Consider the following 25,543-nt stretch of genomic DNA (forward strand, 5'->3'; position numbering starts at 1 on the left):
GTTTGAAAACTTTAGGTTGAGAAGCCTATTAAATTGGATGTTTACTTAAGTTTTAGCATACCCAGTACGGGAGAACCTGAATTTGCTGGTATTTTATGGTAGTGATCGCCTCCGCTGGGGACTCGGAAAAGCGATCGCACAGCAACTCAAACCGCAGATTCCTTGCATCTATATAGATGGAGTGGAAATTCGCCGTCGGAACCCTGCCACCGATGAACAAGCATTAATTGATTTAAGGCATCAGTTGGGAAAAGCGAAAGAGGATTTCAGTTCCTTTGATTTTGCCTTAGTCTATTATTTGTCCCAGAAATCTCCCCATCTGAATATCACTCCCTCTCAATATGCCAAGGGAATGGATCGCGCCGATCGCCTGAGCACGGGTGCAGATTTAGCATCGGCATTTGCTGGCATTGAATTAGAGAAACTGTTGCAGCAAATGGGAATGCCGGAAGTTGGCGCAACCATGCAGCAGTTATTACCGTATTTCTTGGAGGAATTGCAGGAAATCGGCAGGAATTTGATGCCGTCGATCACCTTTTTGATGAAATTAAACTGGTTTTTCCTCAAAAATGCGGATGCATGGCGGTGGTGGAAAGAAGTTGGATGTCGGGAGTTGCAACCCCTGAAAGATTTTGTCAGTTTCTATCAAGTTGTCGGATATTTACCCAAATTATTGGCGAGGGGGTTGCGTCAGTATTGCGATCGCCTGAAGAAACCGCTGGTGATTCTGATAGATGACTATGAGGCATTGGCGGATCAGTCTCCGCATCCGGAGTGGTTGGAAACCCTGATTTCGGAACCGAATCCTTGGGTGTTGTGGGTAGTTGTAGCAAGGCGACTGCCGCAGTGGATGGAGGCGGGGGAGAGAATTCCGATATTGCCGCTAACCGAGGCAGAAAGTCAGGAAGTGTTAACCACTGCGGGAATTACCGGCGATCGCCTGTTGTCAACCATCACCGAAATTTGCCAGGGAACACCTTATTATATGCATCTGTGTGTGAAGCGGTGGCAGAAAATCCAGCAGAGGCGATCGCCGCAGGTGGAAGATTTTGCCGGGAAACCGGAGGAATTTCTCACCACAGAAGCAGCAACCTGGGACCCCGGGGAACTGCGAATGCTGCAAATCTTGGCAATTCCCCGGGAGTGGGATGCGGCAAGGTTCGATCGCCTGATGCAACAGCAGCATCTGGAAAGTTGGCGGGGACGATTTGCCCAAGTGATTGCCTCTCCTTATATAGAAGAAGTGGCAGAGGGGACATGGCGGTTACATCCCCTGATGCGGCAGTATTTGCTAGAAACCCAACCCACGACGCAACGGCAAACCCTGCATCAGGGATTATATGAGGAGTTGCGGCAGGAGTATCTCCAGGCGCAAACCCCGCAAGCGGCAATCTTGGCGCTGGATCAGGCATTGGATCACGCAATAGACAGCAGTCACTCCTCCGAGGCGACTGCCTGGGTATTGGCGCAGATGCCGATTCACCAGCAACAGTCTCAACATTCGGAAGTTGTCGAGATGCTGCGATCGCGGGTGAAACGTCTGGGGGAACCCGTCACCGCAACCACTGCCAAGGCACAGATGCTGCTGGGGTATTCCTTAGTGGAGTTGGGAGAAACGGAGAAAGCGCTAAAGGAATTAGAAACCGCCAAGGCGCAGTATGCGGCAGTGGGATTAGGGGACAGTGTAGAAGCGGCGCGAGTGGAGTATGAATTGGCGGGGGTGTATCTTGCCTGCGATCGCACCTTTGATGCCAAGAATGCGGCAATGCGATCGCGGCAGTTGCGCCAACAGCAGTTAGGGAAGGATGCGCCAGAGGTGGCAGAGGTCCTCAACCGCCTAGCGGCGATCGCCTCCGACTGTGGGGAATATGGAGAGGCAGTGAAATTGAGCGATCGCGCCTTAGAAATCCTCAACTCCCAACCCCAACCCAACCCCATCCAACTGGCAAGAGTCAAGAAAACCGCCGCATTATTAAAAATTTACAACAACCAACTCGATGATGCAGCACAACTCTGCCAAGAAGCGCGACAGTTAGCAATAGAAGTCGGAGGAGAAAATCATGCGATCGCCATCCAGAGTCTGATGATGTTAGCGTGGATTCATTCTCGCATGGGACCCCGTTTATATCGGAAGTCTTTGGGAGAATATCAAGAAGCGCTAACTGCGGCAGAGGAGGTATTTGGTCCCAGTCATTTCCAAACTTTAGATGTCTTAGAAGCAATGGCGGAGTTATGTCGAAAAATGGGACAGCATCAAGCAGCAGATGAGTATGCCGAACGTCATAATGCTTATGTCAAAGTTGGAGAGTCAGAAGTAACACCGGAATTGGCGCTGCGATTGAATATTATTGCTCGTACATTTTACGATAAAGGAGAATATGGCAAAGCAGAACCGTTATTAAAACAAGCGCTAAATATTGACCGCACACTCCTCGGAGATGAGCATCTGGATACTGCTTTCAGTCTCAATAATTTGGCTTTAGTGTACAATTCCCAGGGACGGTATGCCGAGGCGGAACCGCTTTACCTGCAAGCACTGAATATTAAATCTGAAATCCTTGATGATGAGCATCCGGATACTTCTACCACTCTCAATAATTTGGCAGAATTGTACAAATCCCAGGGACGGTATGCCGAGGCGGAACCGCTTTACCTGCAAGCACTGAATATTTCTCTCAAAGCCCTTGGAAATGAGCATCCAGATACTGCTACCAGTCTCAATAATTTGGGAACATTGTACGATTTCCAGGGAAGGTATGGCGAGGCGGAACTGCTTTACCTGCAAGCGCTGAATATTTGTTGTAAAGTTCTCGGAAATGAGCATCTACATACTGCTAAAAGTCTCAATAATTTGGCAGTATTGTACCGTTCTCAGGGAAAGTATGGCGAAGCGGAACCGCTTTTTCTGCAAGCGCTGAATATTTGTTTTAAAGTCCTCGGTGATGAGCATCCGGATACTGCTTTGAGTCTCAATAATTTGGCAGCATTGTACGAATCCCAGGGACGGTATGACAAGGCGGAACCGCTTTACCAGCAAGCGCTGAATATTCGCCGCAAATTCCTTGGTGATGAGCATCCGGATACCAAGACAACAGTAGAAAACCTTCAGATGTTGCGGGATAAGCGCAATTCCTAATTTGAGGGAATCATTGTTCGGTTTGTCCAGAAAAATGCGGCAGCAATTAACCCCAATGGTGCGGCAATTCATCCTGTAAGGTGCGTCAATGCAACATAGAGGATGCCGAACTCATGAGGTACAGATAGCGATGGGGAGTGCGTTTGCGGAACGTATCGCCAAACCCCGTCGCCGAATCTCTGGCAAATTGCGACAACCGCAGGAGGTTAAAACCCCCTGCTAATAGCTAAAGTCGGATAAATCCGACTGATAGCTGAAGGGTTGATAACTGGCTGAAACCGTAGCTAAAATCAGCCGGTTGTTGATAAAAATGCCTTTTTTTGGCCGCACCTTCTCCCACAATAACAATCTACCAAAAATTCCAAACCTTGTCAACAGGTTTCCGCAAATTTGTACAAACCCTGATTCCCCCATCCCATCCCAAAAACCCACCCATTAAACATCATCCCCCCAGTCGGTTTTAACCGACTTTAGCTATTAGCGGGGGTTTTATCCCCCGCCGGTTGTCGCAACTGATAGCTCAAAATTTGCTAACTGGCTGAAACCGTAGCTAAAATCAGCCGGGTGTTGATGAAAATGCCTTTTTTTGGCCGCACCTTCTCCCACAATAACAATCTACCAAAAATCCCAAACCTTGTCAACAGGTTTCCGCAAATTTGTACAAACCCTGATTCCCCCATCCCATCCCAAAAACCCACCCATTAAACATCATCCCCCCAGTCGGTTTTAACCGACTTTAGCTATTAGGCGGGGGTTTAAACCCCCGCCGGTTGTCGCAACTGATAGCTCAAAATTTGCTAACTGGCTGAAACCGTAGCTAAAATCAGCCGGGTGTTGATGAAAATGCCTTTTTTTGGCCGCACCTTCTCCCACAATAACAATCTACCAAAAATCCCAAACCTTGTCAACAGGTTTCCGCAAATTTGTACAAACCCTGATTCCCCCATCCCATCCCAAAAACCCACCCATTAAACATCATCTCTCCAGTCGGTTTTAACCGACTTTAGCTATTAGGCGGGGGTTTAAACCCCCGCCGTAGGGGCGCTTCGCGAAGCGCCCCTACAGTCGGTTTTTCACTCAGTTTAATGAGACATTGCCACCGATCGCATTTCGATTTGTTGGACAAAGTTCGCTAACATTTGCAACCCGGCAGTAGAAGATTTCTCCGGGTGAAATTGGACGGCAACCAGGTTATCCCGGGCGATCGCAGCAGTGACGGTTTGACTGCCATGAGTTACAGTAGCAGCAGTCACCGTAGAATCGATGGGGTCAACATAATAAGAATGGACAAAATACAACCAAGGTTGATCCTGCAACTGTTGCCACAACGGAACCTCCGGTTGTGTCAATTCCAGACGATTCCACCCGATATGAGGAATGGTTAAACCGGGTTCGGATTTAAAGCGACGGACTACCCCGGGAATAATGCCTAAACCGGGTTCTTTTCCTTCTTCACTGCTGTCAAACAGGATTTGCAACCCGAGACAAACCCCTAAAAAGGGTTTTCCCGAGGCGATCGCATCCTTAACCGGGGAGACTAAATCTAGCGATCGCAAATGTTGGATTGCCGGATCAAAGGACCCGACCCCGGGCAACAAAACCGCATCTGCCTGTTCAATTTCCCCAGGCACATCGGTGATTTTGGCTGTGGCCCCTGCATTCTCCAATCCCTTACAGACTGAGTGCAGATTGCCCATATCATAGTCGATGACCGCGATTACCGGCATTGCCTTTTTCCTTAAAATACTTGACTGAGGCTCTTTTGATTATAAAGGGTAACGGACCCATTGCCATGACTCAAACCATCCTCCTAACCTCCTTTGATATTTGGATGTCCCATCACCAAACCAACTCCTCCGATGAGTTATTGGAGAAAGTGTCCCAGGTGAGTGGGATTCCCCATGATCTGCACTTCCTGCGGAAATTACCCGTCGATTTTCAAGAGGCCCCCAAACAGGCGATCGCCAAAATCAACGAACTGCAACCGGATCTTGTGGTATGTTGCGGCATGGCAGAATCCAGGCAAAAACTCACCGTAGAAAAACAGGCGAGATGTGGCAAAGAGGCGATCGTCACCCCCTTAAACCTTCCCCTCCTCATCCAAGATTTAAAACTCACAGAAATCAGCGAAGATGCGGGACAATTTGTCTGCGAATCCCTCTATTATGCTGTTCTGTCTCATCTCCATCGCCACCCCAAAAAAATTCCTACCCTCTTCGTCCATGTCCCCATCCTCACCCCCACCAATTCCCAACCCATTCTCGACGATTTTCTCCATCTCCTCAATCGTCTAACCCAGTCCAATCTCCATTAAATGTCACTCTTCGATTTGTTCGTAGTAACGACTTCAGTCGTTCTCTTCATGTTCGTAGTAACGACTTCAGTCGTTCTCTTCATGTTCGTAGTAACGACTTCAGTCGTTATGGTATTGGGTTAAACCCACCAGATAGACAAATGTCTGGGTTTGTTGAAAAACCAAAAGCCCGTTTTAAAATCCCTTAACCCTATATCCCCCTAGTCCTGTAGTAGTTTCGAGAACCGATATCCCGTAATCTAAACCGGGCAGGTTCATAAAAATTAATAGTCTGCGGGTATTCTATTCACTCCATTTATCCTAAAGTAGTGGACAGCGTTAGAGAGCAGACCGTGCGATTTGACACATACGATCCAGGCGATTTTTACGATGAACTGTTTATCGAGAAGGGAAAACCTCGCCCCCAGGCGAATCCCTTGATAGACAGAATCAATTCCCTATCCGATGGAGAACTTCTCCAGCGACAACAGGCGGCACAAAGCGCCATGTTTAAACTGGGGATCACCTTCACCGTTTATGGAGATAGCGAAGGCAATGAGCGGATTTTTCCATTTGACATCATCCCCCGCATTGTAGCAGCGAACGAATGGGCAACTCTCAATCGTGGACTGAAACAGAGAATTGAAGCATTAAATCTATTTATTGCTGATATTTATGGGGATCAGAAAATCATAAAAGATGGGATAATTCCCATCGAATTGGTTCACTCGGCGAAAGGATTTCTCAAACCTTGCATTGGGTTAAAACCGCCCAAGGGAATTTGGTGTCATATCACCGGCACCGATTTAGTTCGAGAAAAAGATGGACAGTGGTATGTTTTAGAAGATAATATGCGATGTCCTTCGGGGGTGTCCTACGTCCTAGAAAACCGTCGGGTAATGAAAAGTACATTCCCCCAAGTTTTTAGAACGATGGATATTCAACCCGTTGATGAATATCCCAGTCATCTGTTAGAGACATTACTCAATCTGGCCCCGGATAATTTGCCGAATCCCAATGTGGTAGTCATTACCCCAGGGATTTACAATTCCGCCTACTTTGAACATTCGTTCCTCGCCCAGCAAATGGGGGTGGAACTGGTGGAAGGGAAAGATTTAGTCGTCGCCGATGGTTACTTGCAAATGCGGACGACGAAGGGTTTAAAGCGTGTTGATGTAGTCTATCGTCGCATTGATGATGATTTTATCGACCCGCTGGCGTTTCGTTCTGATTCTTTGTTAGGTGTACCCGGTTTGATGGATGTTTATCGATCGGGTCGATTGGGGATTGCCAATGCTTTGGGAACGGGTGTTGCTGATGATAAAGCAATTTATGCTTATGTCCCGGAGATGATTCGGTATTATCTGGGAGAAGACCAAATTATTCCCAATGTCCCGACTTTTTTATGTGGAAATCCCCAGCATTTAGATCATGTCTTGGCTAATTTGGATAAATTAGTCGTCAAGGCAGCGAATGAATCGGGGGGATATGGGATGTTAATTGGCACTCAGGCGACGGCAGAACAACGAGAGGACTTTGCCGATCGCATTCGGGCCAATCCCCGCAATTATATCGCCCAACCCACCCTCTGTCTGTCTCGGGTTCCCACATTAATTGAGAGTCATATTGAAGGCTGTCACGTCGATTTGAGACCCTATATCCTCTATGGAAAAGATATCTATGTTAACCCCGGTGGATTAACTCGGGTGGCCTTAAAACGAGGGTCTTTAGTGGTTAACTCTTCCCAAGGTGGGGGGAGTAAAGATACTTGGGTCGTGACGGAATAAACGACGGGGTTAAGCGTCAGGATTGAGGGGTGAGAGGGAGGGACATTCCTGACAGCCAACCGAGGCATGATTGGCATTTAGCCCGGGTATTCAAACAGGACTCTGTGAGGGTAAATTCCTCTCAATTCTCAATTCTCAACTCTAAAAATTCTCATGCTTAGTCGCGTTGCAAATTCAATTTACTGGCTGAATCGTTATGTAGAACGGGCGGAAAATATTGCCCGTTTTATTGATGTTAATCTCAATTTAATTCTGGATTCTCCCACCGGAATGACCCAACAATGGGAGCCCTTGGTGAAAATCACCGGGGATGCACCCCTGTTTCAAGAACGATATGGGGAAGTGCTGCCGGAAAATGTGATTCAATTTCTGGCTTTTGATCGCGATTATCCCAATTCGATTTTATCCTGTTTGCAAATTGCCCGGGAAAATGCGCGATCGGTCCGAGAAGTGATTTCTTCGGAAATGTGGGAACAGGTGAATGCCTTTTATATGATGGTAAAAGAGGCCGCACCTAAACAAAATTTAGCCTCTCTCCATGATTTTTTTACCCAGGTTAAGTTGGCAAGTCACTTGTTTTCAGGCATCATGGATGCGACGATGACCCACAATGAAGGGTGGCATTTCGGACAAATTGGCCGACTGTTGGAACGAGCGGATAAAACTTCTCGCATTTTGGATGTTAAGTATTATATTTTGCTGCCGTCGGTGCATGATGTGGGAACGACTCTGGATGAGATTCAATGGATGTCGTTATTGCGATCGGCGAGTGCTTATGAGATGTATCGGAAGCGCGAGCATCGGATTAATCCGACTCTAGTGGCGGAATTTTTGATTTTAGACCGAGAGTTTCCGCGCTCAATCCGGTTTTGCTTTTTGAATGCCGAGCGATCGCTCCATGAAATTACCGGCACTCCGGTGGGAACTTGGAGAGACCCCGCAGAACGGGCTTTAGGTCGGTTGCGATCGCAGTTAGAATATATGACCATTGCCGATATCTTTGAGACGGGTTTGCATGAGTTTATCAATACTCTCCAAGAGCAACTCAATGGCGTGGGTCAGAGTATTTTTAATGCTTATTTTGCCCTTGAACCGATGGTAGAGGCAGTGGAAGAAATTAAACCGATTTCTTCACTTCAAACTCAGACTCAAACTCAAACTCAGACTGCGATCGGCTCTTGATTGTTGGAAGATTACTCTCGTGTCATGGCTGAAGCCGTTACTACAAACGTTCTGTCTTCTTGTTTGTAGTAACGACTTCAGTCGTTTCTTCCTCGTGACTTGGCATCGGCCATAACACGAGTAATCGGAGGGTCTAGGACCTGCTTGGTTGGAGACTGGTGGCAGGGCCTCAGATGGGCGTGACTTGGCTAATGCCAAGTCACGCGGTAACGACTGAAGTCGTTACTACGAACGTTCTGTTCTAATTGAATTTAATCAATTAAAATATCTTCTTTTACATCATCTTCATAATATTCCCATTCCACATCGGGCATATCATCAAAAGCTTGTTTGACGTAGCTTTCCCATAACTTTCTAATTTTAGCCAAATAAGGATCACCGAGTCTCAATCTCAAGCGATGGCGGATGGTGAAGGAATCCGTATGATACATGACAATATCAATGGGTGGTCCTACAGAAATATTAGATTTCATGGTAGAATCAATGGAGAGTAAGGCACATTTTGCCGCAGCTTCTAACGGGGTATTTGCTGTTAAGGTGCGGTCTAGGAGGGGTTTGCCATATTTGGTTTCTCCAATTTGGAGAAAGGGGGTTTCTTTGGTGGCGTGAATGAAATTTCCCTGACTGTAAATTAAATACAGATTGGGTTCTTCCCCCGAAATTTGACCGCCCAGTAATATACTGCATTTAAAATCGATGCGATCGCGTTCTAGGAAAGGTCGGTCCTGTTCTTGAATCGCTCGGATTTTGTTGCCAATATAACGAGCCACTTCTGCCAAACTGGGAAGGGTGTGAAGATTGACCTCTTCTTGATGTTTAATATCTTTCTCTAAGGCAGCGATCGCCCCTTGGGTGATGGAGAGATTTCCCGAGGTACATAACAAAATGGTTCGCTCTCCCGGTACGGAAAAATCAAACAATTTTTGATAGGTTGAAATATGATCAACTCCGGCATTGGTGCGCGAGTCAGCGGCGATCACTAAACCAAAACGGGTGAGGATACCCAGGCAATATGTCATAAGTGAGTTCTGTTGATGGGTTCTATGGACTGTTTAGATCTTATCCCTCGACTTGCCGCTCTTCGCATCAAATTTTAGAGTTGACAGCGATCGGGTGAAGCCGGTTGCAGTATTGCTCGGGTAGGGGGTTAACCCTATTGGGGGGGACAGCCCCCTGGTGGAATACTCAAAAATCGCTGAAAATAGATCTCAGACTGAAAGTGTTTGACATCTTTAGAGTAAATCCCTCCATGCATCCCCCGGAGGGATTTTATTTTTCACCCTACTCATAAATACTGCCATCGGGGAGGATTGCGCCATCGAGTTGCGCTTGCGTTTCTCCTTCCCCAAAGTTAGCGCCGATGAGGTTGGCGTTGGTGAGGTTGGCATGAGTGAGGTTAGCCGATTCTAGGTTGGCACCGGCGAGATTAGCACCGGCGAGGTTGGCTCCCATTAATTGGGTTTGCTGTAAGTTTGCCTGGGATAGGTTGGTTTCGATCAGGGTGGCGCTGTTGAGATTGAGCGCCCTTAAATCTAATCCACTCAAGTCTGATCCGCTGAGGTTTGCGCCACTGAGATAAACATTTCTAAACAGGGTATTGCGGAGGTTGATGCCGCGCAAGTCGGCACCGGCAAGATTGGCACCGTCTAAGTCGGCTTCATTCAGGTTGGCACCGCTGAGGTTGGCACCGGCGAGGTTAGCTTCCCGTAAGTCGGCACCGCGTAAGTCGGCTTGACTGAGGTTGGCTTCTTGGAGGTCCCCTCCGGCAAAATTGGCTTGGGTGAGGCTACAGCCGATGAGAATGGCTCCTCGTAAGTCGATGTTGGCAGCGGGTTCGCTGCCGATCGCCGGGTTGGGATAGCCGGAATAGGCGATCGCTGCCTCTCCCCGGAGTGTTAGCGCTTGATTCGCTGGAAATGCCAGGGGTGAGCCCGTTTCAGGGTCTAGTTTCTGATAGGGATTTCCCCAAGTGGGTAAGGCGTTGGGTGCGGCGGCGCTGGTATGGGAACCCGGCGATGCCTCAATGACGGGAAGGTTCGGATTCGGTTCGCTATAGGCGGCAGGGACACCCCAGGCATTCGGCACCATCGGCATTTGAGGAGGGACGGGGACGATTTCGCTGCCTTCTCGTCGGGGTTCGAGTTTCTCGATCGCCTCGCCGAGATGGGAAATCTGTTCCGAGAGTTGAGCAATCTCCTCGGGGAGGCGACTGCTGCCTGCGGTTGTCGCTTTTTCTGGCAAGTCCCCTTCCGTGGCGGTGAGGGTATCGCGCAATTCCTCGATGGGAGGTTCCAGATGCTTGCTAATGCGCGATAACGCCACATCCAATACCATTAACTGCTGTTCTAGGTTGAGGATGGGTGAGAGCAAACGTTCCATCTGCTCCTTCTCAGGTTTTTCCAGGAGGTTCTCATTCAGGTGGGAGATTTCTTCGCTGAGTTCCCCAACTCGATTGGCGATCGCCACTTGAAACTCATCTATACTCTGATCCACTTCCGTGATGGCATTGCTGAGTCGTTGCTGCGTGATCAGGTGCAATCGGTGGCGATAGACTAAATTTAGCCATGCGGAGAGAAATAAGACGACTGCTGCATAACTGAGTCTTCCCAGAACCAATGCAGCAACCAAACCCGCAACTGATCCAGCCAGGGAAATATATTCAGCAATTTTAATCCAACCCTCGTTGTTTGGTTGCATGGAGTTTGGTTGCATGGAGCCTCGGTTCTCAACGTTTGATGAGGATTTACCCGTCTTAAATACAGAAAACAAGGGACAATCAATCAATTGTCCCTTGTTAAAATAACACTAAAATTCAATTATTTGCTTTTTGGCAGATTTTTCGCTTGTTCCACGGCAATTTCCCGCAAGGCTTGGAAGGAATTGGCATTGGATGTCCCTTCGATCGCCTTGACTGCCAAATCTTGTACCTGTTTGAGGGCCGATTCCAGTTGTTTGGTGAGGGTTTTGATGCGTTCTTCTTGGTTGTTGATGCTCACTTCTAATGCACTGATTTGCAGTTGATAGGAGCGTTGCAGTCCTTCTACTTCTTTGCTTCGCAGATCTGAGGCGATTTTGGCTTGATAGTTGCCGATATTTCGACCACTGTCTTTGCCATTCTTGATGTTAGTTTCCAATTCTTTCGGATGTGCCTCGACTTTGGCTTTGGCTTCGGCATAGTATTTTTCCCGTTCGGCGATCGCATTTTCCCGTTCAGTCCATTCTTGTTCCTGGGTTTGGCGGATTTCTGCCAGTTCTTGATACAAGCCTTTTTGGGTTTGCGCGTATTCTTCCTGAGCCAGATGGCGATCGCGTTCTAAACTATAGCGATATTCCTCTGCATCCCGCTGTTGCTGTTTCTGGCGAGTAGTATTGCGTTCTTTAATCTCACGTTGATGGGTTTCTTGTTCTTTCTCCCAGGTTTTCTTGAGAGTTTGGATTTGTTGCTCTAAGGTATCCTGGCGATCGGTGATTTCCCCTTGAAAGGTTTTAGCGCGCTCTTGATAAGTTTGGACTAACCCTTCTAACGTCTCCTCGGAAACTTCCAAATCATGTAAATTTTGAAGGTCTTCCACCTCCTGATTCACCGATTTGTCCAGTTCATGAAGTTTAGCCGCTTCCCCAGTCAGTCGTTCGGACAAATCACTGACCGCACCCCCAAATCCGAATTGCAACAATTGCAGACTTTCAATGGTCTGATTAATTTTCTGTTGAGCCGTTGGTGTGGTATTCATAGGGGTTTTTACTTCGGGAGAATTGACTTCTTTAACCGCTGAAATGGTACTTTTGGCCGCTGCTTGTTTTTCTTTAGCGAGTTGCTTAACTTGAGCCTCTAGTCCTGAGTTTTCCTTTTCTAATTCCTCAAAAGCTTCCATGATTTCCGCTTTAGTGCTTTTAGAGGTAATTTTTTTCGCCATCAGAATTCTCCAAAAAATGTGCAGGGTTTAAATCTGTATTAGCCTGCGGAGGCAGGCTTTGTCCGTATAGCCCCACCCTTGAGGGTGCGGGGGTCAGGTTAACAAATTAACTATTATTTAGAGCCAGAACTCATATTTGATGAGGTTTGAAAGGCTCGCATTGCTAAATCTTGAGCTTGTCGCATCGCCGCTTGTAGCTGGGCGTTAATATCAGCAATTTGTTGAGTTTGACGTTCAATATTGCTGTTGAGAGATTGCAGGGTTAAATCATACCCTTGCTTCGTGCCTTCCCACTCTTTCTCGAACAGGTCAGATTTGACCTTGGCTTCGCGTTTCACTTCAGCGATCGCCTCTTCTTTTGCCTTAATATAAGCTTGTTTCAATTCTTCCTCAAATCCAGCAATCTTCTCCTGATTGGCTGCAAATTCGGCTTGATGTTCCGTCAAATATTTCTCTCGTTCCGTCCAGTTCTTTTGTTTTTCCCGAGCAATTTCTTTCAACTCGCGTTCTTGTTGCCGCTTCCGTTCTTCATATTCATCAGTTTCTAATTCTTGAATCCGCAGCCGTTCATAGTCATAATCTGCCGCTTCCTGTTCTCGTTCTTTGGTGAGGGCTTCATCTTGCTCTTGCACCAAACTGTCAAATTCTTGTTGTTCTTTTTGCCATGCTTTACGCTTTTGCGCCTGGTCCGTTTCAATAGTTTCTTGTTGTAAAGCCGCCTGATGATCCAGCAGTGCTAACTTTTCTTGGTGTTCTTGGGTGAGAATGTGCAGCGCATCAGCAACCACTCGAATTTGACGTAATTCTTCGAGGCGATCGGTTTGAATAACAATCGCCCGTTTGAGTTCATCCAGTTTAGCAGTTTCGGTACTCAGTTTCTCCGCCAGTTGGGTGACAATACTCCCAAAATCGAGTTGCAGATCCGCTAATCCTTTAACAATCGTATCAACGGTGTAAGTCGAGGCAACGGCGAGGAGTTCTTTATTTTTATCCTTTTCCGCTTCCTCCTCTTTCGTAGCAACTTTAGAGGCAGTTCCTTGGCGATTGGCTAGAAGTTGTTGAAATTGGGCTAAAATTTGAGATTTACTGTCTTTAACCGGGGTTTGGGACATGAATTTTCCTCCTATTTCTAATAGTTTAGATGCGAAAATGTTGACCATCATCACCCGGCGGGGGATAAATCCCCCGCCTCATAGCTAAAGTCGGTTAAAAACCGACTAAAAATATCATCCTATACTATAAGACTATAAGACTTTCAGTCGGTTTCAACCGACTTTAGCTGTTAGACGGGGGTTTTAACCCCCGTCGGTTGTTGCTGTTAGGGTTTTAACCCCCGTCGGTTGTTTACCCTTTACTCTAGCGGGCGGTTGGAGAGAAGCTGGAGAATGGCATTACAGCGATCGCAACGGTTGCCTTGCCAGCAAAAACACTCATCCACCACCTGCAAAAGCATCGCTCTCATTTGGCGATTTTGCTTTAATAAGGCAGCATAATTCTGCTGAACCGAAGTAACCACAAGATGCAAATGTTGAAAATCTTCACTGAGGAGTTGTAAATCATTTAACGTATCGGTGCGAATCTCCTCAATCGTAGTCAGATTTCCCTTCAACTGATTTTCCCAGACAGACTGGCGGGTGAGTTTGGCAATTTTTTTCATGAATTTATCTAAAACCCGGTGAAAGGAGAGATGCTTCACGCATCTCTCCGTTGTTTTATCCGACTCCATTAACCATTAGCAAGCGCAGGTTCCCGCATTACTTCATGAGAAACTGCCGCAGGCAATGCCATATCTCCCGAAGTTGGACCATCCAAATGTGCCGCCATCAAACAAGCAATTTCAGCCGGAGGCAAATTATCCAAACAAATCATTTCTCGGGTTCCTTCCAAGTCAATCATCCGACTCAGATTTTGGGGGTCAGACAAAACGATCGCCGCTTGTTCCACCATCTCCCAATCGGACCGTTCAATCCAGTCCCATTTTAGGCTATAATAATTAATCGGTTTAATCACCCCATTCTCATCAGGCTTTTGTCCAGAATGCTTGATAAAATCTGGCACAAATACCCCTTCTGCGGGTTCAACTCCTCGCGCTTGAACTGAGGCAACTAACCGATTAAAATCACTGAGACTTCGGCCCTTAACATAAGTAACCATCACCACATCATGGGGCAATTCTCCCCCTTCAGCCACAAACCAAATTTGTCCCCATAAGGTATTTTTGGTCTGCCCCAAGCTGCCAAAAAACTTGCTAAACTTGAGGATAGTCATCGCTAATTTTGACCCATATTCCTCATCTCCAATCGTCCACTTTCCTGCCTGACAATTGTTTTTAGCAGAAATGGGTAATTCGGGAACAACAATGGCATTTTCGGGCTTGGTTCCAAATACGGAAATTGTTGCTTTCTTAGACATGGTTTCTACTCCTGTAGGGTTGTGTAAAACTGCTGAATTCTCTGTTTTATCTTTAGCCATTTTGAGTAACCTATCCCCCATGATTTCCACGGGATTATCGAATCACTGGACGAGGGGTAACTGGGGCGGAATTTGGATATTTGTAACCCGGTTCTTCTCCGGGTCGGGACTCAGTTTTAGCCGCCTCCGGGTGGGGATATCGTTCTACCCAAGGGTTGCCATTGGTCCCTCGAACCGACTCCGAAGAGGAGATGCCTTGGGTACTTTGCAAAACCGCCAGCAGATTTTGTAACAGTTCGATGTGGGCTGGGGTAAAATGGATGGTGAACCCCGAACCATCTCGGGCATAACCCGGACAAATGAGGGAGGCGGCACCTTGGTCTTCATGTTTGGCAATATAAAGCCAGTCCCCGTCTTCGAGCTTATAGTGAGTATCAGTCCAGGTTTTGAGCATCGTTCCTCTCCTGTCTTGTTTGTGTGGCACCCTCCCTTATGGCGCTCTCGATTGGCCCAAACCCGTCTGGTACCCGACCCGAGCTTTTACTAGGTCTAGCGTCTCAGCCGGAAAAAGGTGGGACTGCTACAGTGCCCCTAGCGCCTGCTTTGTTGATGTTTTGTTCAACTAAACCTAGTTTAACGCGGCTTGATTTTTTCGTCAACCTAAAAGTTGATTTTTTTTTCAAAGTCGCCTACAATGCAGATGTAGTGGGAATTTAAAGACGTGGAACAGAGTTTTGGTAAACTAATTCGTCAAGCACGCAAGGACAAGGGATATAGCCAACGGGAGCTTGCCAAGCTTCTGGATGTCGATTTCACCTACTTGTCCAAGCTGGAAAACGATCGCGCAGACTATGCACCTAAAGAGGAAGTGATTCGGTCTTTGGCGCGGAATCTGGATTTGGATGAGGAGGAGTCTATCGTCCTCGCCGGTCGTCTTCCGCAACGGTACGAGGATTTTCTCAAGCAAAATTATAAAGCGATGCCTGCACTGTTGCGGCGGATGCGAGAAAATCCTGATTTTGCAGAGAAGGTGTTTCAGCAGGTGGCAAGCGAGGGGGAATAATCTTGAGTATTTTTAAGCCGTATCGCTATTATCGCAAAGAAGCGATTGAGTATCGGGCAAATAATGTACTCAGGCGAATGGCACAGCGAGGGGACCAATTTGCTCCTTGCTGGCCGTTTGACGTGACTTTGGTTGCGGATTTTTTTGACCTCGGGGTAATTTGGGAACGGATTCCACCGGATGAACAAGGGGCGATCGCGGCGAGGATTCTCCCCCTGCAACGCTGTATCGAGATTAATGAAGAGATTCTCGATAAACCCCAGGGATTCCTGGAATCCACCCTGGCGCATGAAATCGGCCATTGGGTGCTGCATATTAATCATGAGGCGACGACGGAAACGGCCGATCGCCTGCTTACAGACCTCTCCCTAGCAACCGATGAACCCTTTGTCTGCCGGGGAAGTCGGGAAGTGAACAGTCCCCTGAATCATGCCTCGGTATTAGAGTCTATGGAGTGGCAGGCACAGTATTTTGCGGGTTGCCTGCTGATGCCGAGGCGGATTTTAGAAGAGAAACGCCAAGGACGGGATTTAACCTATTGGTCTCACTTATATGAAATGCGAGAAGAATTGGGGGTGAGTATCTCTAATTTGGTGAATCGCCTTCAAGATTTAGAGTGGATTTACTTGGATAAGAAAACTCGCAAGCGGGACATTTATCCAGGAAAGGCACTGGTTTCGTGAATGGGGTTCAGAGTGACAAGCGATCGCAGTTTCCCAGGGTGGGAGGCGATCGCTTTTCGGTTTTAATACAGAGAAAGCAACAAGATACTTTGGGTTTGAGGACCGGCAATTCCATCGGCATGGATCAGGCGATCGCGTTGCAACTCCATCACCCCTGCCTCAGTGAGTTGACCATAATAGCCGGTAATCGGTCCTACATAGTATCCTAAGTTCCGTAAATTTTCCTGGAGAGCAACTACCGCAGAACCCTGGGACCCGGGACGCAGGGTTTCTCTGGCGAGAGGCACCGGATCCGGTGTTTTTGTAAGTTTTAACCGGGTTTTGGTACTGGCAACACCATCGATGGGGATATGGTAATCCTGTTGTAAGTGCATCACCGCATCTTCCGTCAATGTGCCATAGTAGCCGGTAACAGGACCTTGAAAATAACCGGCAGCCATTAATTCTTGCTGTAATTGTACCACCTGTTCCCCGCGATCGCCTCGTTGCAGCGCCCCACTGCCGGGATTATAGATGGGGCGATCGCCGGTTATGGGGGTGGAATGGGGAGTCGGCGAAGCGGGACGAGGAGTCAAAGGTTTTTGCCCTTGATAACAACCGATTTGAGCAATTGTTAAGGCATTAATTGCACCATCACCCACCCCAGCACTTTCCAGTTCCCATTTTAAGACCGCTTGTTCCGTCATCGGTCCATAAAAACCAGAAACAGGTCCGTGAAAATAACCCGTTGCCTTCAACATCTGCTGAACACAAGTGACGAGGGGTCCACTATCTCCCCGTCCCAGTCCTTGTGGGGTAATCAGATGGGACGCGACTGCCTCTTGCATGAGACTGAATAGGGAGAGACTCAGGGCGATCGTTACCCTGTAACGGTAAAAACTTACACAATCTTTAAGATTAAACCCGAAATGTAGGGGCGATTCGGGAATCGCCTCTACAGATTCGAGGGCCAAAACCGTCTGTAAATAAGCTAAATTTTCCATGATAGTTATTCCGGTTAATATCTCTAAAAGTTGAAACCGTTATCAAGTTTTGCAACGGGAGTTTAAAGCCTTGTCCAACTCTAGTCAAGGCGAGTTCCTGGGAAATAGCGGAACTATAGGTCAAAGTAGGGTCCTTAATAGGATTGGACCGCTTATTGAATTGCCCCACTATCACTTTAGCCTGATTATCCTGTAGAATCATCACCGGGGTTTGGAAATTCACCCGGGGTGGATAGACCTAACCCACCCGGCGGGAAGAAAACCCGAAGAAGAGGGTAAATTTAACCTCCCTGCATTTGACTTAATTTAGAATTTAATTTGAGGAGGATGGGGTTGAAACAATTTTTGATTGATGCTTTTAAAATCTGTCGATTCACTCAAACCATAATCCCCCCTTGTTCTGGAAAAACAATCAAGGCAATCGCCCTAGTATTGAGTTTGAGTGGGCAATCCTGTTGGTGGGAACCCAGTCCTAAACCGGATCCGGTATTTCAGATTACCTCGACTGCAAATATTAACTATCAACCCTTGCAAGCTTTGCTGAGGAATCAAGAGTGGAAATCTGCCGATCGCGAAACGTTTCAGATTTTATTAAAAATTAGCCAACGAGAAGAGGAAGGGTGGTTAAGTCAAGCCGATGTAGAACAACTGGATTGTGAGGATTTGCACAGTTTAGCGAAACTATGGAATTACTACAGCGATAATCGGTTTGGCTTCATCCGGCAGCAGCAGATTTGGGAATCAGTCGGTGGCGTTGTCGGAAATTATACCCCAGAAATTGCCGAAAAATTTGGAGATCGCGTTGGCTGGCGCAGGCAGGGTCAGTGGCGGACCTACGAGAAACTTAACTTCTCTAAATCGGCTCCCGAGGGCCACTTACCGGCTACAACTGGGAATGGGGTAAGTGGTGGAGTTTGGAACGGTGTCGCATCCATTACCCATCGCTTGAAATACTGCGGGATGATTGATGCCTTGCAGCTGAATCAATGGGCTACAGCAGACTGGAAAACCTTAGAGGTCCTAGAACCCTATCGAGCAGATACCCGAAGCGCTACAGCTTCTCTATTAATCTCAGAAATTCCCTGTTCTGAACTCCAAGAGATTGATCGCCTCTGGCTCAAATATTCTAATAAACGCTTTGGTTTCAGTATCCAGAAACCGATATTAAAAGCAACGGGTAATAAGCCCGAAGAATTACACTGGGAGCGTTATGCAGACTTTGAAAGAGCAGTGGGTTGGTCTTCTACCCATCCTCATGAGGAGATCTACAATGGGGGAGACCCTCTCACGATTCCTTTGGGACATTTTCCCTATCGCATCGGCTACAGCTATGAAACATTTGGTTCGGGTTTTCACCGGACTTGGCGACTCTCCCTCAACCCTGATTGTGGGTTTTAGAACCTGTTTTTTTGTAGGCAATGGGGGAAGCTATCGGAAGTTCACCCTGTGCTGGATCCGGTGAATCCCGACTCCGAGGGACCCATTGAGATTCCGGCATCCTTGCGGGAAAAACTACAAGGGTCCACTCCAAAAGACTCCTCACTGGATGAGATAAAAACGCCAGAGGAACTGCAATTGGAAGATTTCTAGAACAAATCTGGCGATCGCCCTCCCCAGCCTAGGGAACGATAAAGTAAGGATTTAATCCGAGAGTTGCTGGGCATCTGCGGATAATCGGGTATAATATCCGAGCAAGAGTTAAAAATGGAGCAACCACTCGCGCCCTCATAATGATTTTTCCGCCCGACCTTTGAGACTTCCTTGCTTGGTTGCCGAGGTGGGTGTGGATTCTTGAGTATTCGAGGGTACGAGTTTAATCATCCTCATCGACCTTAAACCATCAAGCGCTTTTAGAATCTTTCTAAAAGCTTTGCGGGATACCGCGATCATCACCTTCAAGGGTGATAGTGCCATCGCGGCAAGGTCCAGCAATAGCCGGACAAATGTCGCGTAAATGTATCAGTAAGGTAGATAAGTCATGGCAATTTGTTATTTTTAGGAAACCGTTCGATGACAGCAACCACCACTCAGATCAAACACGAAGTCAAAGACCTGTCTCTAGCGCCATTAGGCAAACAGAGAATTGAATGGGCGGGACGGGAAATGCCCGTTCTGGGACTAATCCGCGATCGCTTTGCCAAAGAAAAGCCCTTCGCTGGCATCCGCTTATCTGCCTGCTGCCACGTCACCACCGAAACCGCCCATCTCGCCATTGCCTTAAAAGCCGGTGGTGCAGATGCCGTCCTGATTGCCAGCAACCCCCTGAGCACTCAAGATGACGTCGCAGCAAGTCTCGTGGTGGATTATGGCATTCCCGTGTTCGCCATCAAGGGAGAAGACAGCGCCACCTACAACCGTCACGTTGAAATCGCCCTGGATCATAAACCCAACATCATCATCGATGACGGTAGCGATGTCACCGTGCACCTCGTGCAGCATCGTCAAAATCAACTCTCCGATATCATCGGCACCACCGAAGAAACCACCACCGGCATCGTGCGCCTCGCCGCCATGTTCAAAGATGGCGCACTGTCCTTCCCGGCGATGAACGTCAACGACGCCGAAACCAAGCATTTCTTTGACAACCGCTATGGAACGGGTCAATCCACCCTCGATGGCATCATCCGCGCCACCAATATCTTACTGGCGGGTAAAACCATCGTCGTTGCTGGATATGGCTGGTGTGGCAAAGGTACCGCCTTACGCGCCCGGGGAATGGGTGCTAACGTCATCGTGACGGAAATCAACGCCGTGCGTGCATTAGAAGCCACGATGGATGGATTCCGCGTGATGCCGATGGAACAAGCCGCATCCGAAGGAGATATCTTTATTACCGTTACCGGCAATAAGCACGTCATTCGCGGTGAGCATTTCGCCCAGATGAAAGATGGGGCGATCGTCTGTAACTCTGGTCACTTCGACATCGAAATCGACCTCAAAGCCCTAGGAGCAGAAGCCTCAGAAGTTCGCACCGTGCGTCCGTTTACCCAACAATATCACCTCAACTCTGGTAAATCTGTGATCGTCCTCGGAGAAGGACGTCTGATTAACCTCGCTGCCGCCGAAGGACACCCCAGCGCGGTGATGGATATGAGCTTTGCCAACCAAGCGATGGCTTGCGAATATTTAGTCAAGAATAAAGGCAAGTTGCAACCCGGTTTACACTCCATTCCGACGGAAGTAGACCAGGAAATTGCTCGTTTGAAACTCGAAGCAATGGGAATCAATATGGATACCCTGACTTCGGCTCAAGTAGAATACATGAATTCCTGGACCTCTGGAACTTAAATTTATCGGGTGGTCTTCTTTGAGGAAGGGCAAGATATAGATTTCTGCCAAGATTCTGAAGAGACCCCCCTAACCCCCCCTTGCCAAGGGGGGGACTAGAATGCTGCTTCTAAAAGAGACCCTTGCCAAGGGGGGGGATTAGAATGCTTCAAGACGTCTGATTTAATCAGAATATCCAGGATGAAAGGGTAAGGATAAACAACAATAAAGACAGGAAAAATTACATCCCTCTTCCTGTTCTCCCCCATCCTCCCTATCTCCCCCCTCTCCCTCGCCTCCCTCCTCTCGCCGTTCACCTAAACCCTGTGGCTCGACTTTCTGTTGAATTGCATCGCTATTTTTTTGAAGAAGAACGTTCTGAAGGCGTAATTTTAGCGGATATTATCCTGCTGGCTGGAGAACGCATTTTTGGATTTTTGTTTGTATTCTTGGCGTTACCTTCAGCCTTACCCGTACCTGCGCCAGGATACTCGACTCCATTTGGAATTGTTATTTGTATCCTGGCGGTTCAGCTAATTGCTGGCGCTCAACGTCCTTGGATGCCTAAGCGAGTGATGAATCACCCGATCGCCTTGTCAAAGGTCCAAGGCATTTTAAAAGCCGGGATTCCCTGGTTGGAAAAAATTGAGTTGCTCTCTCGTCCCCGGTTGACCTATATCTGCAAAAGTTTACCGGGTCGAGTGGTCATTGGCAGTGCGATCGCCCTGATGGCAATTTCCATGATGATTCCCATCCCCGGGACCAATACCTTACCAGCGATGGGCATTTTCGTGACCGGCTTTGGCTTACTTGATGACGATGGAGCCATTACCCTGGCTGGGTTAGTGCTTTGTGTGATGGGATTTATTCTCTCGGCTTCTATTTTGATGGCTCTTTGGTTTGGGGGTTCCAGCTTGCTGGACATCATCCAAAACTGGCGGGCACAGTAACTCAGTTTAATTCAAAATTGGAATGGGAGGGACGCCCGCTTAATCGGTGTCCCTCTCTTTTTTTTATTGGAAGTAAGTCTATTTACTTATTTCCTGAAATTTTAGATAGACAATGGCTTGTTCACCCAGACATTTTGAATGGCATCAGAATTTATCCTTAAGCACAAACACTTATTAATTGACAACAATTGGGGTGTTCCTGTACCCGACCCCTCCTAAACTTAAGAATTTTTCCAGATTGTTGTCAACTGAGTCTTGTTAAAATCCCTAGAACAACCCTGTGGCAATGCTTCTCGGGATAAAGTGGCTGCCTCAATCCCCATGAAAATTAGAACAGATTGGGTCACTCACCGCCTAAAACCCCTGATATTCGTGGGTTTCGAGGCTGTAAATTCCCCCTTGACACCTACCCTAAGATAGATTCAAAAAGCGAGTTTTGAAGAAATTTTATTTTTCTGTCAATTTTGTAACAAATTTTGTCTTTTTTACCAAACCTTGACCAAAAAAGGTTAGTCTAAATAAAAATACAAGCATATAAGGAGAATTTTATGGTTGCTGTCACAATTGGATTTGACAAGGACTTAGAACAAGAAGAAGCGGTGGTTTTTCACCCTGGACAGCAGGTACAGTTCAAGGACCGGCCCGGAGTTGTTGATACCATTGCTGCCTATGACCCCATGATGGTCCCCCCGATTTGGTTAGAAAACGACCCCCAGCCGAGATATCCTGAAGAGTTAAGAATTGTAAAGCAAACGGCCCTAAGCATGGGTTCAGTGCGGGTATCCGCGAACTCGAATGTGCACTATGTAGATTTTTGGGGACGCTTCAGATTAGTTAGCAAAAGTTCTTAAAATCCTGTGATTATAAAAATAAACAAGCGATCGCTGCTCAGAACAAAGGGCGATCGCTTTTAGTTTGTAGACCCCCTGTGAATCAGATAAACACCCTCAACACCCCACCAGGCGACAATCGGATCGAGTTGATCCACTTCTTTTCCAGTATCAAACGGCATCAAACTCCCACGCTGGTGCGATTTCGATAGGTTATATTCTATAATGGTTAAAACTCAATTCCATTCAATTTAAAGATTAGTGACTGATTCAATTAAATTTATTGACTTATTTGCTGGAATTGGAGGATTCCGTCTTGCCTTTGAAAAAGCAGGCTATCATTGTGTTTACTCCTGTGAAATTAATGAAGCTTGCCAGAAAGTTTATTATCAAAATTTTGGGGATGTACCCGAAAAAGACATTACTACTTTAGATATTCAAAATATTCCCAATCATGCTGTTTTAACAGCGGGTTTTCCTTGTCAGCCTTTTAGTATATCCGGAAAACGTAATGGCTTTAAGGACACGCGAGGAACCCTATTTTTTCATTTATGCAAAATTATTGAAATAAAAAAACCTCAAGTGATTGTCTTGGAAAATGTTAAGCATCTCCTGCATCTTGACCAAGGCCAGGTTTTAGAGACGATTCTTTATTCCTTAGAAGACTTAGGATATTGTGTCAGTTATAATTTATTGAATTCTAAAGATTTCCAATTGCCCCAAAATCGAGAGCGGGTGATTATTATTGGCACTTTAAATCAACAATTTAATTTTGATTTAATTACGCCAAAACTTTCTCCTCCTAGTCTTGAACAATTCTTAGATAAGGAAGGACCGTTTGAATATTTAAAGCCTGAAGAATACACGCTAATCGACAATCCTAAACCCCAAATTTCAGGTTTAATTTTTGTCGGATATCGTAATAAAAATATTTGGAAAACCGGGATTAGACCGAATACAGAACATCTGTCGAGAGTTCATAGACAACCGAATCGGATTTATTCTGTTAAAGGGGTTCATCCGACTTTACCCTCTCAGGAAACATCAGGCCGCTTTTTTATCTATATCCCTGAAGAAAATGCTGTGCGGAAATTAACTCTGAATGAATGTTATAGAATTATGGGGTTTCCCGATAATTTCACAAGACATTCTAGTATTGGAGAATGCTATAAACAGATTGGTAATTCCGTTTGTATTTCAATGATTCATGAATTAGCTGTTCAAATTAAACAGCAAAATTTATTATAAGAATAGCCTCGATTGAAATCCACAATGTCAAACATTTCGCAAAATAAAAGTTAACAACGCCCTGGGGTAATCCAAGGAGGTTAATGCCCGGAAACGACTGAAGTCGTTACTACGAACGAAGAAATTTATCTGCTGTTTGTAGTAACGACTTCAGTCGTTCTCTTTTGTTCATAATAATGACTTCAGTCGTTTCTTTCTCCTTTTATGTGCCGATCGCCCGGAAACGACTGAAGTTGTTACTACGAACGAAGAAATTTATCTGCTGTTTGTAGTAACGACTTCAGTCGTTCTCTTTTGTTCATAATAATGACTTCAGTCGTTTCTTTCTCCTTTTATGTGCCGATCGCCCGTCCGTGTTGGCAGAGTCTAGGGCATCCGTACAGTATTAAATCAGCTAGAACAAGAAACCCGGTTCCTTCACCAAATCTTTTACTAATCACCAATATTTTGGTTAAGAAACCTGGTTTCTAACCTTTACTCTACCGCCATTCTAGGCACCGCGCAAGGCGACAATCGGATCAAGTTGGGCAGCTTTTTTGGCGGGAATCACCCCAAAGAATAATCCGGTTGCACCAGATACTCCAGTTGCTAAGGCGATCGCCATCATAGAAATCCCCGCATCAAACGGCGTCAAACTCCCAATCAGAAAAATTCCCCCAACTCCCACAAATATTCCGATTAAACCCCCGGCAACGGATAAAATCACTGCCTCAATCACAAACTGCATTAAAATATCCTGCTGAGACGCCCCGATCGCCTTTCTTAATCCAATTTCCTTCGTCCGTTCCGTCACCGACACCAACATAATATTCATAATTCCAATTCCCCCGACAAACAGGGAAATACTGGCGATCGCTGCCAACAACATGGTCAAGGCCCCCGTAATCGCCCCCATCGTCGCCTGCAAATCCTTTTGATTGCGAACCGTAAAATCATCTTCATCAATAATCTGATGTCGCAGGCGCAGCAAATTCTCAATTTGGAACTGCGCCGCACTCATACTTTCCTCATTCTCCACCGCCACCGAAATAAAATTAATTCTCGTCCCATAAGGTGAACTATTCCCCGTAATTCGATTCGCCATCGTCGTCAACGGCACCAACACCACATCGTCCTGATTTTGCCCAAAGGTAGAACCCTTGGGTTGCATCACCCCAATCACAGAAAACGATACATTTTTAATCCGGATTTGTTTCCCGATCGGGTCCGTATTTCCAAATAAGGTTTCCGCCACATCTGCACCCAATGCCACCACCTGTTCATTGCGCCTCAAATCCAAGTTAGTAATAAATCGACCTTGCGCTACATCAAAACTCCGAACCGTCAAAAACTCCGGCGTTACCCCCGCAACCGTTGTGGATTGATTGGCATTGCCGTAGGTAATCCGTTGCATTCCCGTGATTTGGGGCGCAACCTCCTTCAGGGAAGGAACTTGAGAGGCGATCGCTTCCGCATCCGCCAACACCAACGTCTGAGGAGGACTCACCGGACGAGTTTGAGCCTTTGGACTTCCCGGCACAATAAATAACAAATTCGTTCCCAAAGATTCCACCTGCTGACCCACAAAATTCTGAGCCCCCTCACCCATCCCAATCGTCGCAATCACCGAGGCATTACCAATAATAATCCCTAGCATCGTTAGACTGCTTCGCATCTTATTAGCAACCAAGGTTTTGGATGCCATCTTTACGCTTTCTAAGAAATTCATAGTTTTAGGAGTAGGAAGATTCTGGAGATGGGGAGGATGGGGCAGATGGGGGAAATAGGTGATATACCTCGTTATACCTCGTTACAG

22 protein-coding genes and 1 pseudogene are annotated in these 25,543 nt (G+C 46.8%); 13 read left to right on the forward strand and 10 right to left on the reverse strand.

Translation table 11 applies throughout. The features are described from left to right. The first annotated feature begins 82 nt into the window (after positions 1-82). On the forward strand, positions 83-3,136 hold the full coding sequence (locus NG795_RS06825; protein ID WP_367287914.1) for a tetratricopeptide repeat protein: 3,054 nt from the start codon (positions 83-85) through the stop codon (positions 3,134-3,136). A gap of 1,082 nt (positions 3,137-4,218) precedes the next feature. Here the strand turns inward: NG795_RS06825 and hisH are convergent. After that, the gene (hisH, locus tag NG795_RS06830) at positions 4,219-4,863 is read right to left on the reverse strand and encodes an imidazole glycerol phosphate synthase subunit HisH (RefSeq protein WP_367287915.1); all 645 of its coding nucleotides are present in this window, start codon (positions 4,861-4,863) and stop codon (positions 4,219-4,221) included. A 65-nt stretch (positions 4,864-4,928) separates the two neighbouring features. Here hisH and NG795_RS06835 point away from each other — a divergent pair, with 65 nt between their 5' ends. From NG795_RS06835 to NG795_RS06845, 3 genes are all read left to right on the forward strand, one after another. Further along, the gene (locus NG795_RS06835) at positions 4,929-5,450 is read left to right on the forward strand and encodes a pyroglutamyl-peptidase I family protein (RefSeq protein WP_367287916.1); all 522 of its coding nucleotides are present in this window, start codon (positions 4,929-4,931) and stop codon (positions 5,448-5,450) included. Positions 5,451-5,782: 332 nt separating this feature from the next. After that, positions 5,783-7,216 carry a circularly permuted type 2 ATP-grasp protein gene (locus NG795_RS06840; protein WP_367287917.1) on the forward strand — a complete coding sequence of 478 codons (1,434 nt, stop codon included), beginning with the start codon at positions 5,783-5,785 and terminating at the stop codon, positions 7,214-7,216. A gap of 153 nt (positions 7,217-7,369) precedes the next feature. Further along, positions 7,370-8,398, forward strand: a complete 1,029-nt coding sequence (locus NG795_RS06845; protein ID WP_367287918.1) for an alpha-E domain-containing protein — start codon at positions 7,370-7,372, stop codon at positions 8,396-8,398. Between the two features lie 251 nt (positions 8,399-8,649). Here the strand turns inward: NG795_RS06845 and NG795_RS06850 are convergent, their stop codons facing one another. From NG795_RS06850 to NG795_RS06880, 7 genes are all read right to left on the reverse strand, one after another. After that, positions 8,650-9,417 (reverse strand): proteasome-type protease, encoded by a 768-nt coding sequence (locus NG795_RS06850; protein WP_367287919.1) that lies wholly within the window; start codon positions 9,415-9,417, stop codon positions 8,650-8,652. Positions 9,418-9,679: 262 nt separating this feature from the next. Beyond that, the gene (locus NG795_RS06855; protein ID WP_367287920.1) at positions 9,680-11,095 is read right to left on the reverse strand and encodes a pentapeptide repeat-containing protein; all 1,416 of its coding nucleotides are present in this window, start codon (positions 11,093-11,095) and stop codon (positions 9,680-9,682) included. Between the two features lie 119 nt (positions 11,096-11,214). Further along, positions 11,215-12,312 (reverse strand): coiled-coil domain-containing protein, encoded by a 1,098-nt coding sequence (locus NG795_RS06860; protein WP_367287921.1) that lies wholly within the window; start codon positions 12,310-12,312, stop codon positions 11,215-11,217. Positions 12,313-12,425: 113 nt separating this feature from the next. Beyond that, the gene (locus tag NG795_RS06865) at positions 12,426-13,424 is read right to left on the reverse strand and encodes a coiled-coil domain-containing protein (RefSeq protein WP_367287922.1); all 999 of its coding nucleotides are present in this window, start codon (positions 13,422-13,424) and stop codon (positions 12,426-12,428) included. A gap of 239 nt (positions 13,425-13,663) precedes the next feature. Next, positions 13,664-13,969: a hypothetical protein gene (locus NG795_RS06870; protein WP_367287923.1), complete on the reverse strand. Its 306-nt coding sequence runs from the start codon at positions 13,967-13,969 to the stop codon at positions 13,664-13,666. A 68-nt stretch (positions 13,970-14,037) separates the two neighbouring features. Next, positions 14,038-14,724 carry a hypothetical protein gene (locus NG795_RS06875; RefSeq protein WP_367287924.1) on the reverse strand — a complete coding sequence of 229 codons (687 nt, stop codon included), beginning with the start codon at positions 14,722-14,724 and terminating at the stop codon, positions 14,038-14,040. A gap of 94 nt (positions 14,725-14,818) precedes the next feature. Continuing rightward, the gene (locus tag NG795_RS06880) at positions 14,819-15,178 is read right to left on the reverse strand and encodes a hypothetical protein (RefSeq protein ID WP_367287925.1); all 360 of its coding nucleotides are present in this window, start codon (positions 15,176-15,178) and stop codon (positions 14,819-14,821) included. 267 nt (positions 15,179-15,445) lie between these two features. Between NG795_RS06880 and NG795_RS06885 the strand changes: the two genes are divergently transcribed. After that, a complete protein-coding gene (locus NG795_RS06885; RefSeq protein WP_254566804.1) occupies positions 15,446-15,787 on the forward strand; it encodes a helix-turn-helix domain-containing protein in 342 nt (113 codons plus the stop codon). 2 nt (positions 15,788-15,789) lie between these two features. Next, positions 15,790-16,470 (forward strand): ImmA/IrrE family metallo-endopeptidase, encoded by a 681-nt coding sequence (locus NG795_RS06890; RefSeq protein WP_367287926.1) that lies wholly within the window; start codon positions 15,790-15,792, stop codon positions 16,468-16,470. Between the two features lie 62 nt (positions 16,471-16,532). On the opposite strand, the gene NG795_RS06895 is transcribed toward NG795_RS06890, so the two are convergent. Next, positions 16,533-17,453, reverse strand: coding sequence for a peptidoglycan-binding domain-containing protein (locus NG795_RS06895; protein ID WP_367287927.1), 921 nt, complete (start codon positions 17,451-17,453; stop codon positions 16,533-16,535). A 333-nt stretch (positions 17,454-17,786) separates the two neighbouring features. Between NG795_RS06895 and NG795_RS06900 the strand changes: the two genes are divergently transcribed. From NG795_RS06900 to NG795_RS06930, 7 genes and pseudogenes are all read left to right on the forward strand, one after another. Then, entirely contained in the window at positions 17,787-18,851 is a 1,065-nt protein-coding gene (locus tag NG795_RS06900; protein ID WP_367287928.1) for a GUN4 domain-containing protein, read from the forward strand. 48 nt (positions 18,852-18,899) lie between these two features. Next, entirely contained in the window at positions 18,900-19,043 is a 144-nt protein-coding gene (locus NG795_RS06905) for a hypothetical protein (RefSeq protein WP_367287929.1), read from the forward strand. A 250-nt stretch (positions 19,044-19,293) separates the two neighbouring features. Continuing rightward, positions 19,294-19,407 (forward strand): annotated as a pseudogene (locus NG795_RS06910) (RNA-guided endonuclease TnpB family protein); the annotation flags it as partial. A gap of 56 nt (positions 19,408-19,463) precedes the next feature. Next, on the forward strand, positions 19,464-20,741 hold the full coding sequence (ahcY, locus tag NG795_RS06915) for an adenosylhomocysteinase (protein ID WP_367287930.1): 1,278 nt from the start codon (positions 19,464-19,466) through the stop codon (positions 20,739-20,741). A 305-nt stretch (positions 20,742-21,046) separates the two neighbouring features. After that, positions 21,047-21,670 carry an exopolysaccharide biosynthesis protein gene (locus tag NG795_RS06920; RefSeq protein ID WP_367287931.1) on the forward strand — a complete coding sequence of 208 codons (624 nt, stop codon included), beginning with the start codon at positions 21,047-21,049 and terminating at the stop codon, positions 21,668-21,670. Positions 21,671-22,218: 548 nt separating this feature from the next. Then, positions 22,219-22,521, forward strand: a complete 303-nt coding sequence (locus NG795_RS06925) for a hypothetical protein (protein WP_367287932.1) — start codon at positions 22,219-22,221, stop codon at positions 22,519-22,521. 240 nt (positions 22,522-22,761) lie between these two features. Next, positions 22,762-23,748, forward strand: a complete 987-nt coding sequence (locus NG795_RS06930) for a DNA cytosine methyltransferase (protein WP_367287933.1) — start codon at positions 22,762-22,764, stop codon at positions 23,746-23,748. A 490-nt stretch (positions 23,749-24,238) separates the two neighbouring features. Here the strand turns inward: NG795_RS06930 and NG795_RS06935 are convergent, their stop codons facing one another. After that, positions 24,239-25,456 carry an ABC transporter permease gene (locus tag NG795_RS06935; protein ID WP_367287934.1) on the reverse strand — a complete coding sequence of 406 codons (1,218 nt, stop codon included), beginning with the start codon at positions 25,454-25,456 and terminating at the stop codon, positions 24,239-24,241. Positions 25,457-25,543: the final 87 nt, after the last annotated feature.

The organism is Laspinema palackyanum D2c (assembly GCF_025370875.1).
In the GTDB taxonomy this organism is placed as follows: domain Bacteria; phylum Cyanobacteriota; class Cyanobacteriia; order Cyanobacteriales; family Laspinemataceae; genus Laspinema; species Laspinema palackyanum.

Coding starts and splice junctions, on each gene's coding strand:
- NG795_RS06870 (WP_367287923.1), bottom strand. CDS start 13,969: ATGAAAAAAATTGCCAAACTCACCCGCCAGTCTGTCTGGGAAAATCAG.
- NG795_RS06850 (WP_367287919.1), bottom strand. CDS start 9,417: ATGACATATTGCCTGGGTATCCTCACCCGTTTTGGTTTAGTGATCGCC.
- NG795_RS06865 (WP_367287922.1), bottom strand. CDS start 13,424: ATGTCCCAAACCCCGGTTAAAGACAGTAAATCTCAAATTTTAGCCCAA.
- NG795_RS06835 (WP_367287916.1), top strand. CDS start 4,929: ATGACTCAAACCATCCTCCTAACCTCCTTTGATATTTGGATGTCCCAT.
- NG795_RS06895 (WP_367287927.1), bottom strand. CDS start 17,453: ATGGAAAATTTAGCTTATTTACAGACGGTTTTGGCCCTCGAATCTGTA.
- hisH (WP_367287915.1), bottom strand. CDS start 4,863: ATGCCGGTAATCGCGGTCATCGACTATGATATGGGCAATCTGCACTCA.
- NG795_RS06860 (WP_367287921.1), bottom strand. CDS start 12,312: ATGGCGAAAAAAATTACCTCTAAAAGCACTAAAGCGGAAATCATGGAA.
- NG795_RS06935 (WP_367287934.1), bottom strand. CDS start 25,456: ATGAATTTCTTAGAAAGCGTAAAGATGGCATCCAAAACCTTGGTTGCT.
- NG795_RS06845 (WP_367287918.1), top strand. CDS start 7,370: ATGCTTAGTCGCGTTGCAAATTCAATTTACTGGCTGAATCGTTATGTA.
- NG795_RS06880 (WP_367287925.1), bottom strand. CDS start 15,178: ATGCTCAAAACCTGGACTGATACTCACTATAAGCTCGAAGACGGGGAC.
- NG795_RS06875 (WP_367287924.1), bottom strand. CDS start 14,724: ATGTCTAAGAAAGCAACAATTTCCGTATTTGGAACCAAGCCCGAAAAT.
- NG795_RS06925 (WP_367287932.1), top strand. CDS start 22,219: ATGGTTGCTGTCACAATTGGATTTGACAAGGACTTAGAACAAGAAGAA.
- NG795_RS06855 (WP_367287920.1), bottom strand. CDS start 11,095: ATGCAACCAAACAACGAGGGTTGGATTAAAATTGCTGAATATATTTCC.
- ahcY (WP_367287930.1), top strand. CDS start 19,464: ATGACAGCAACCACCACTCAGATCAAACACGAAGTCAAAGACCTGTCT.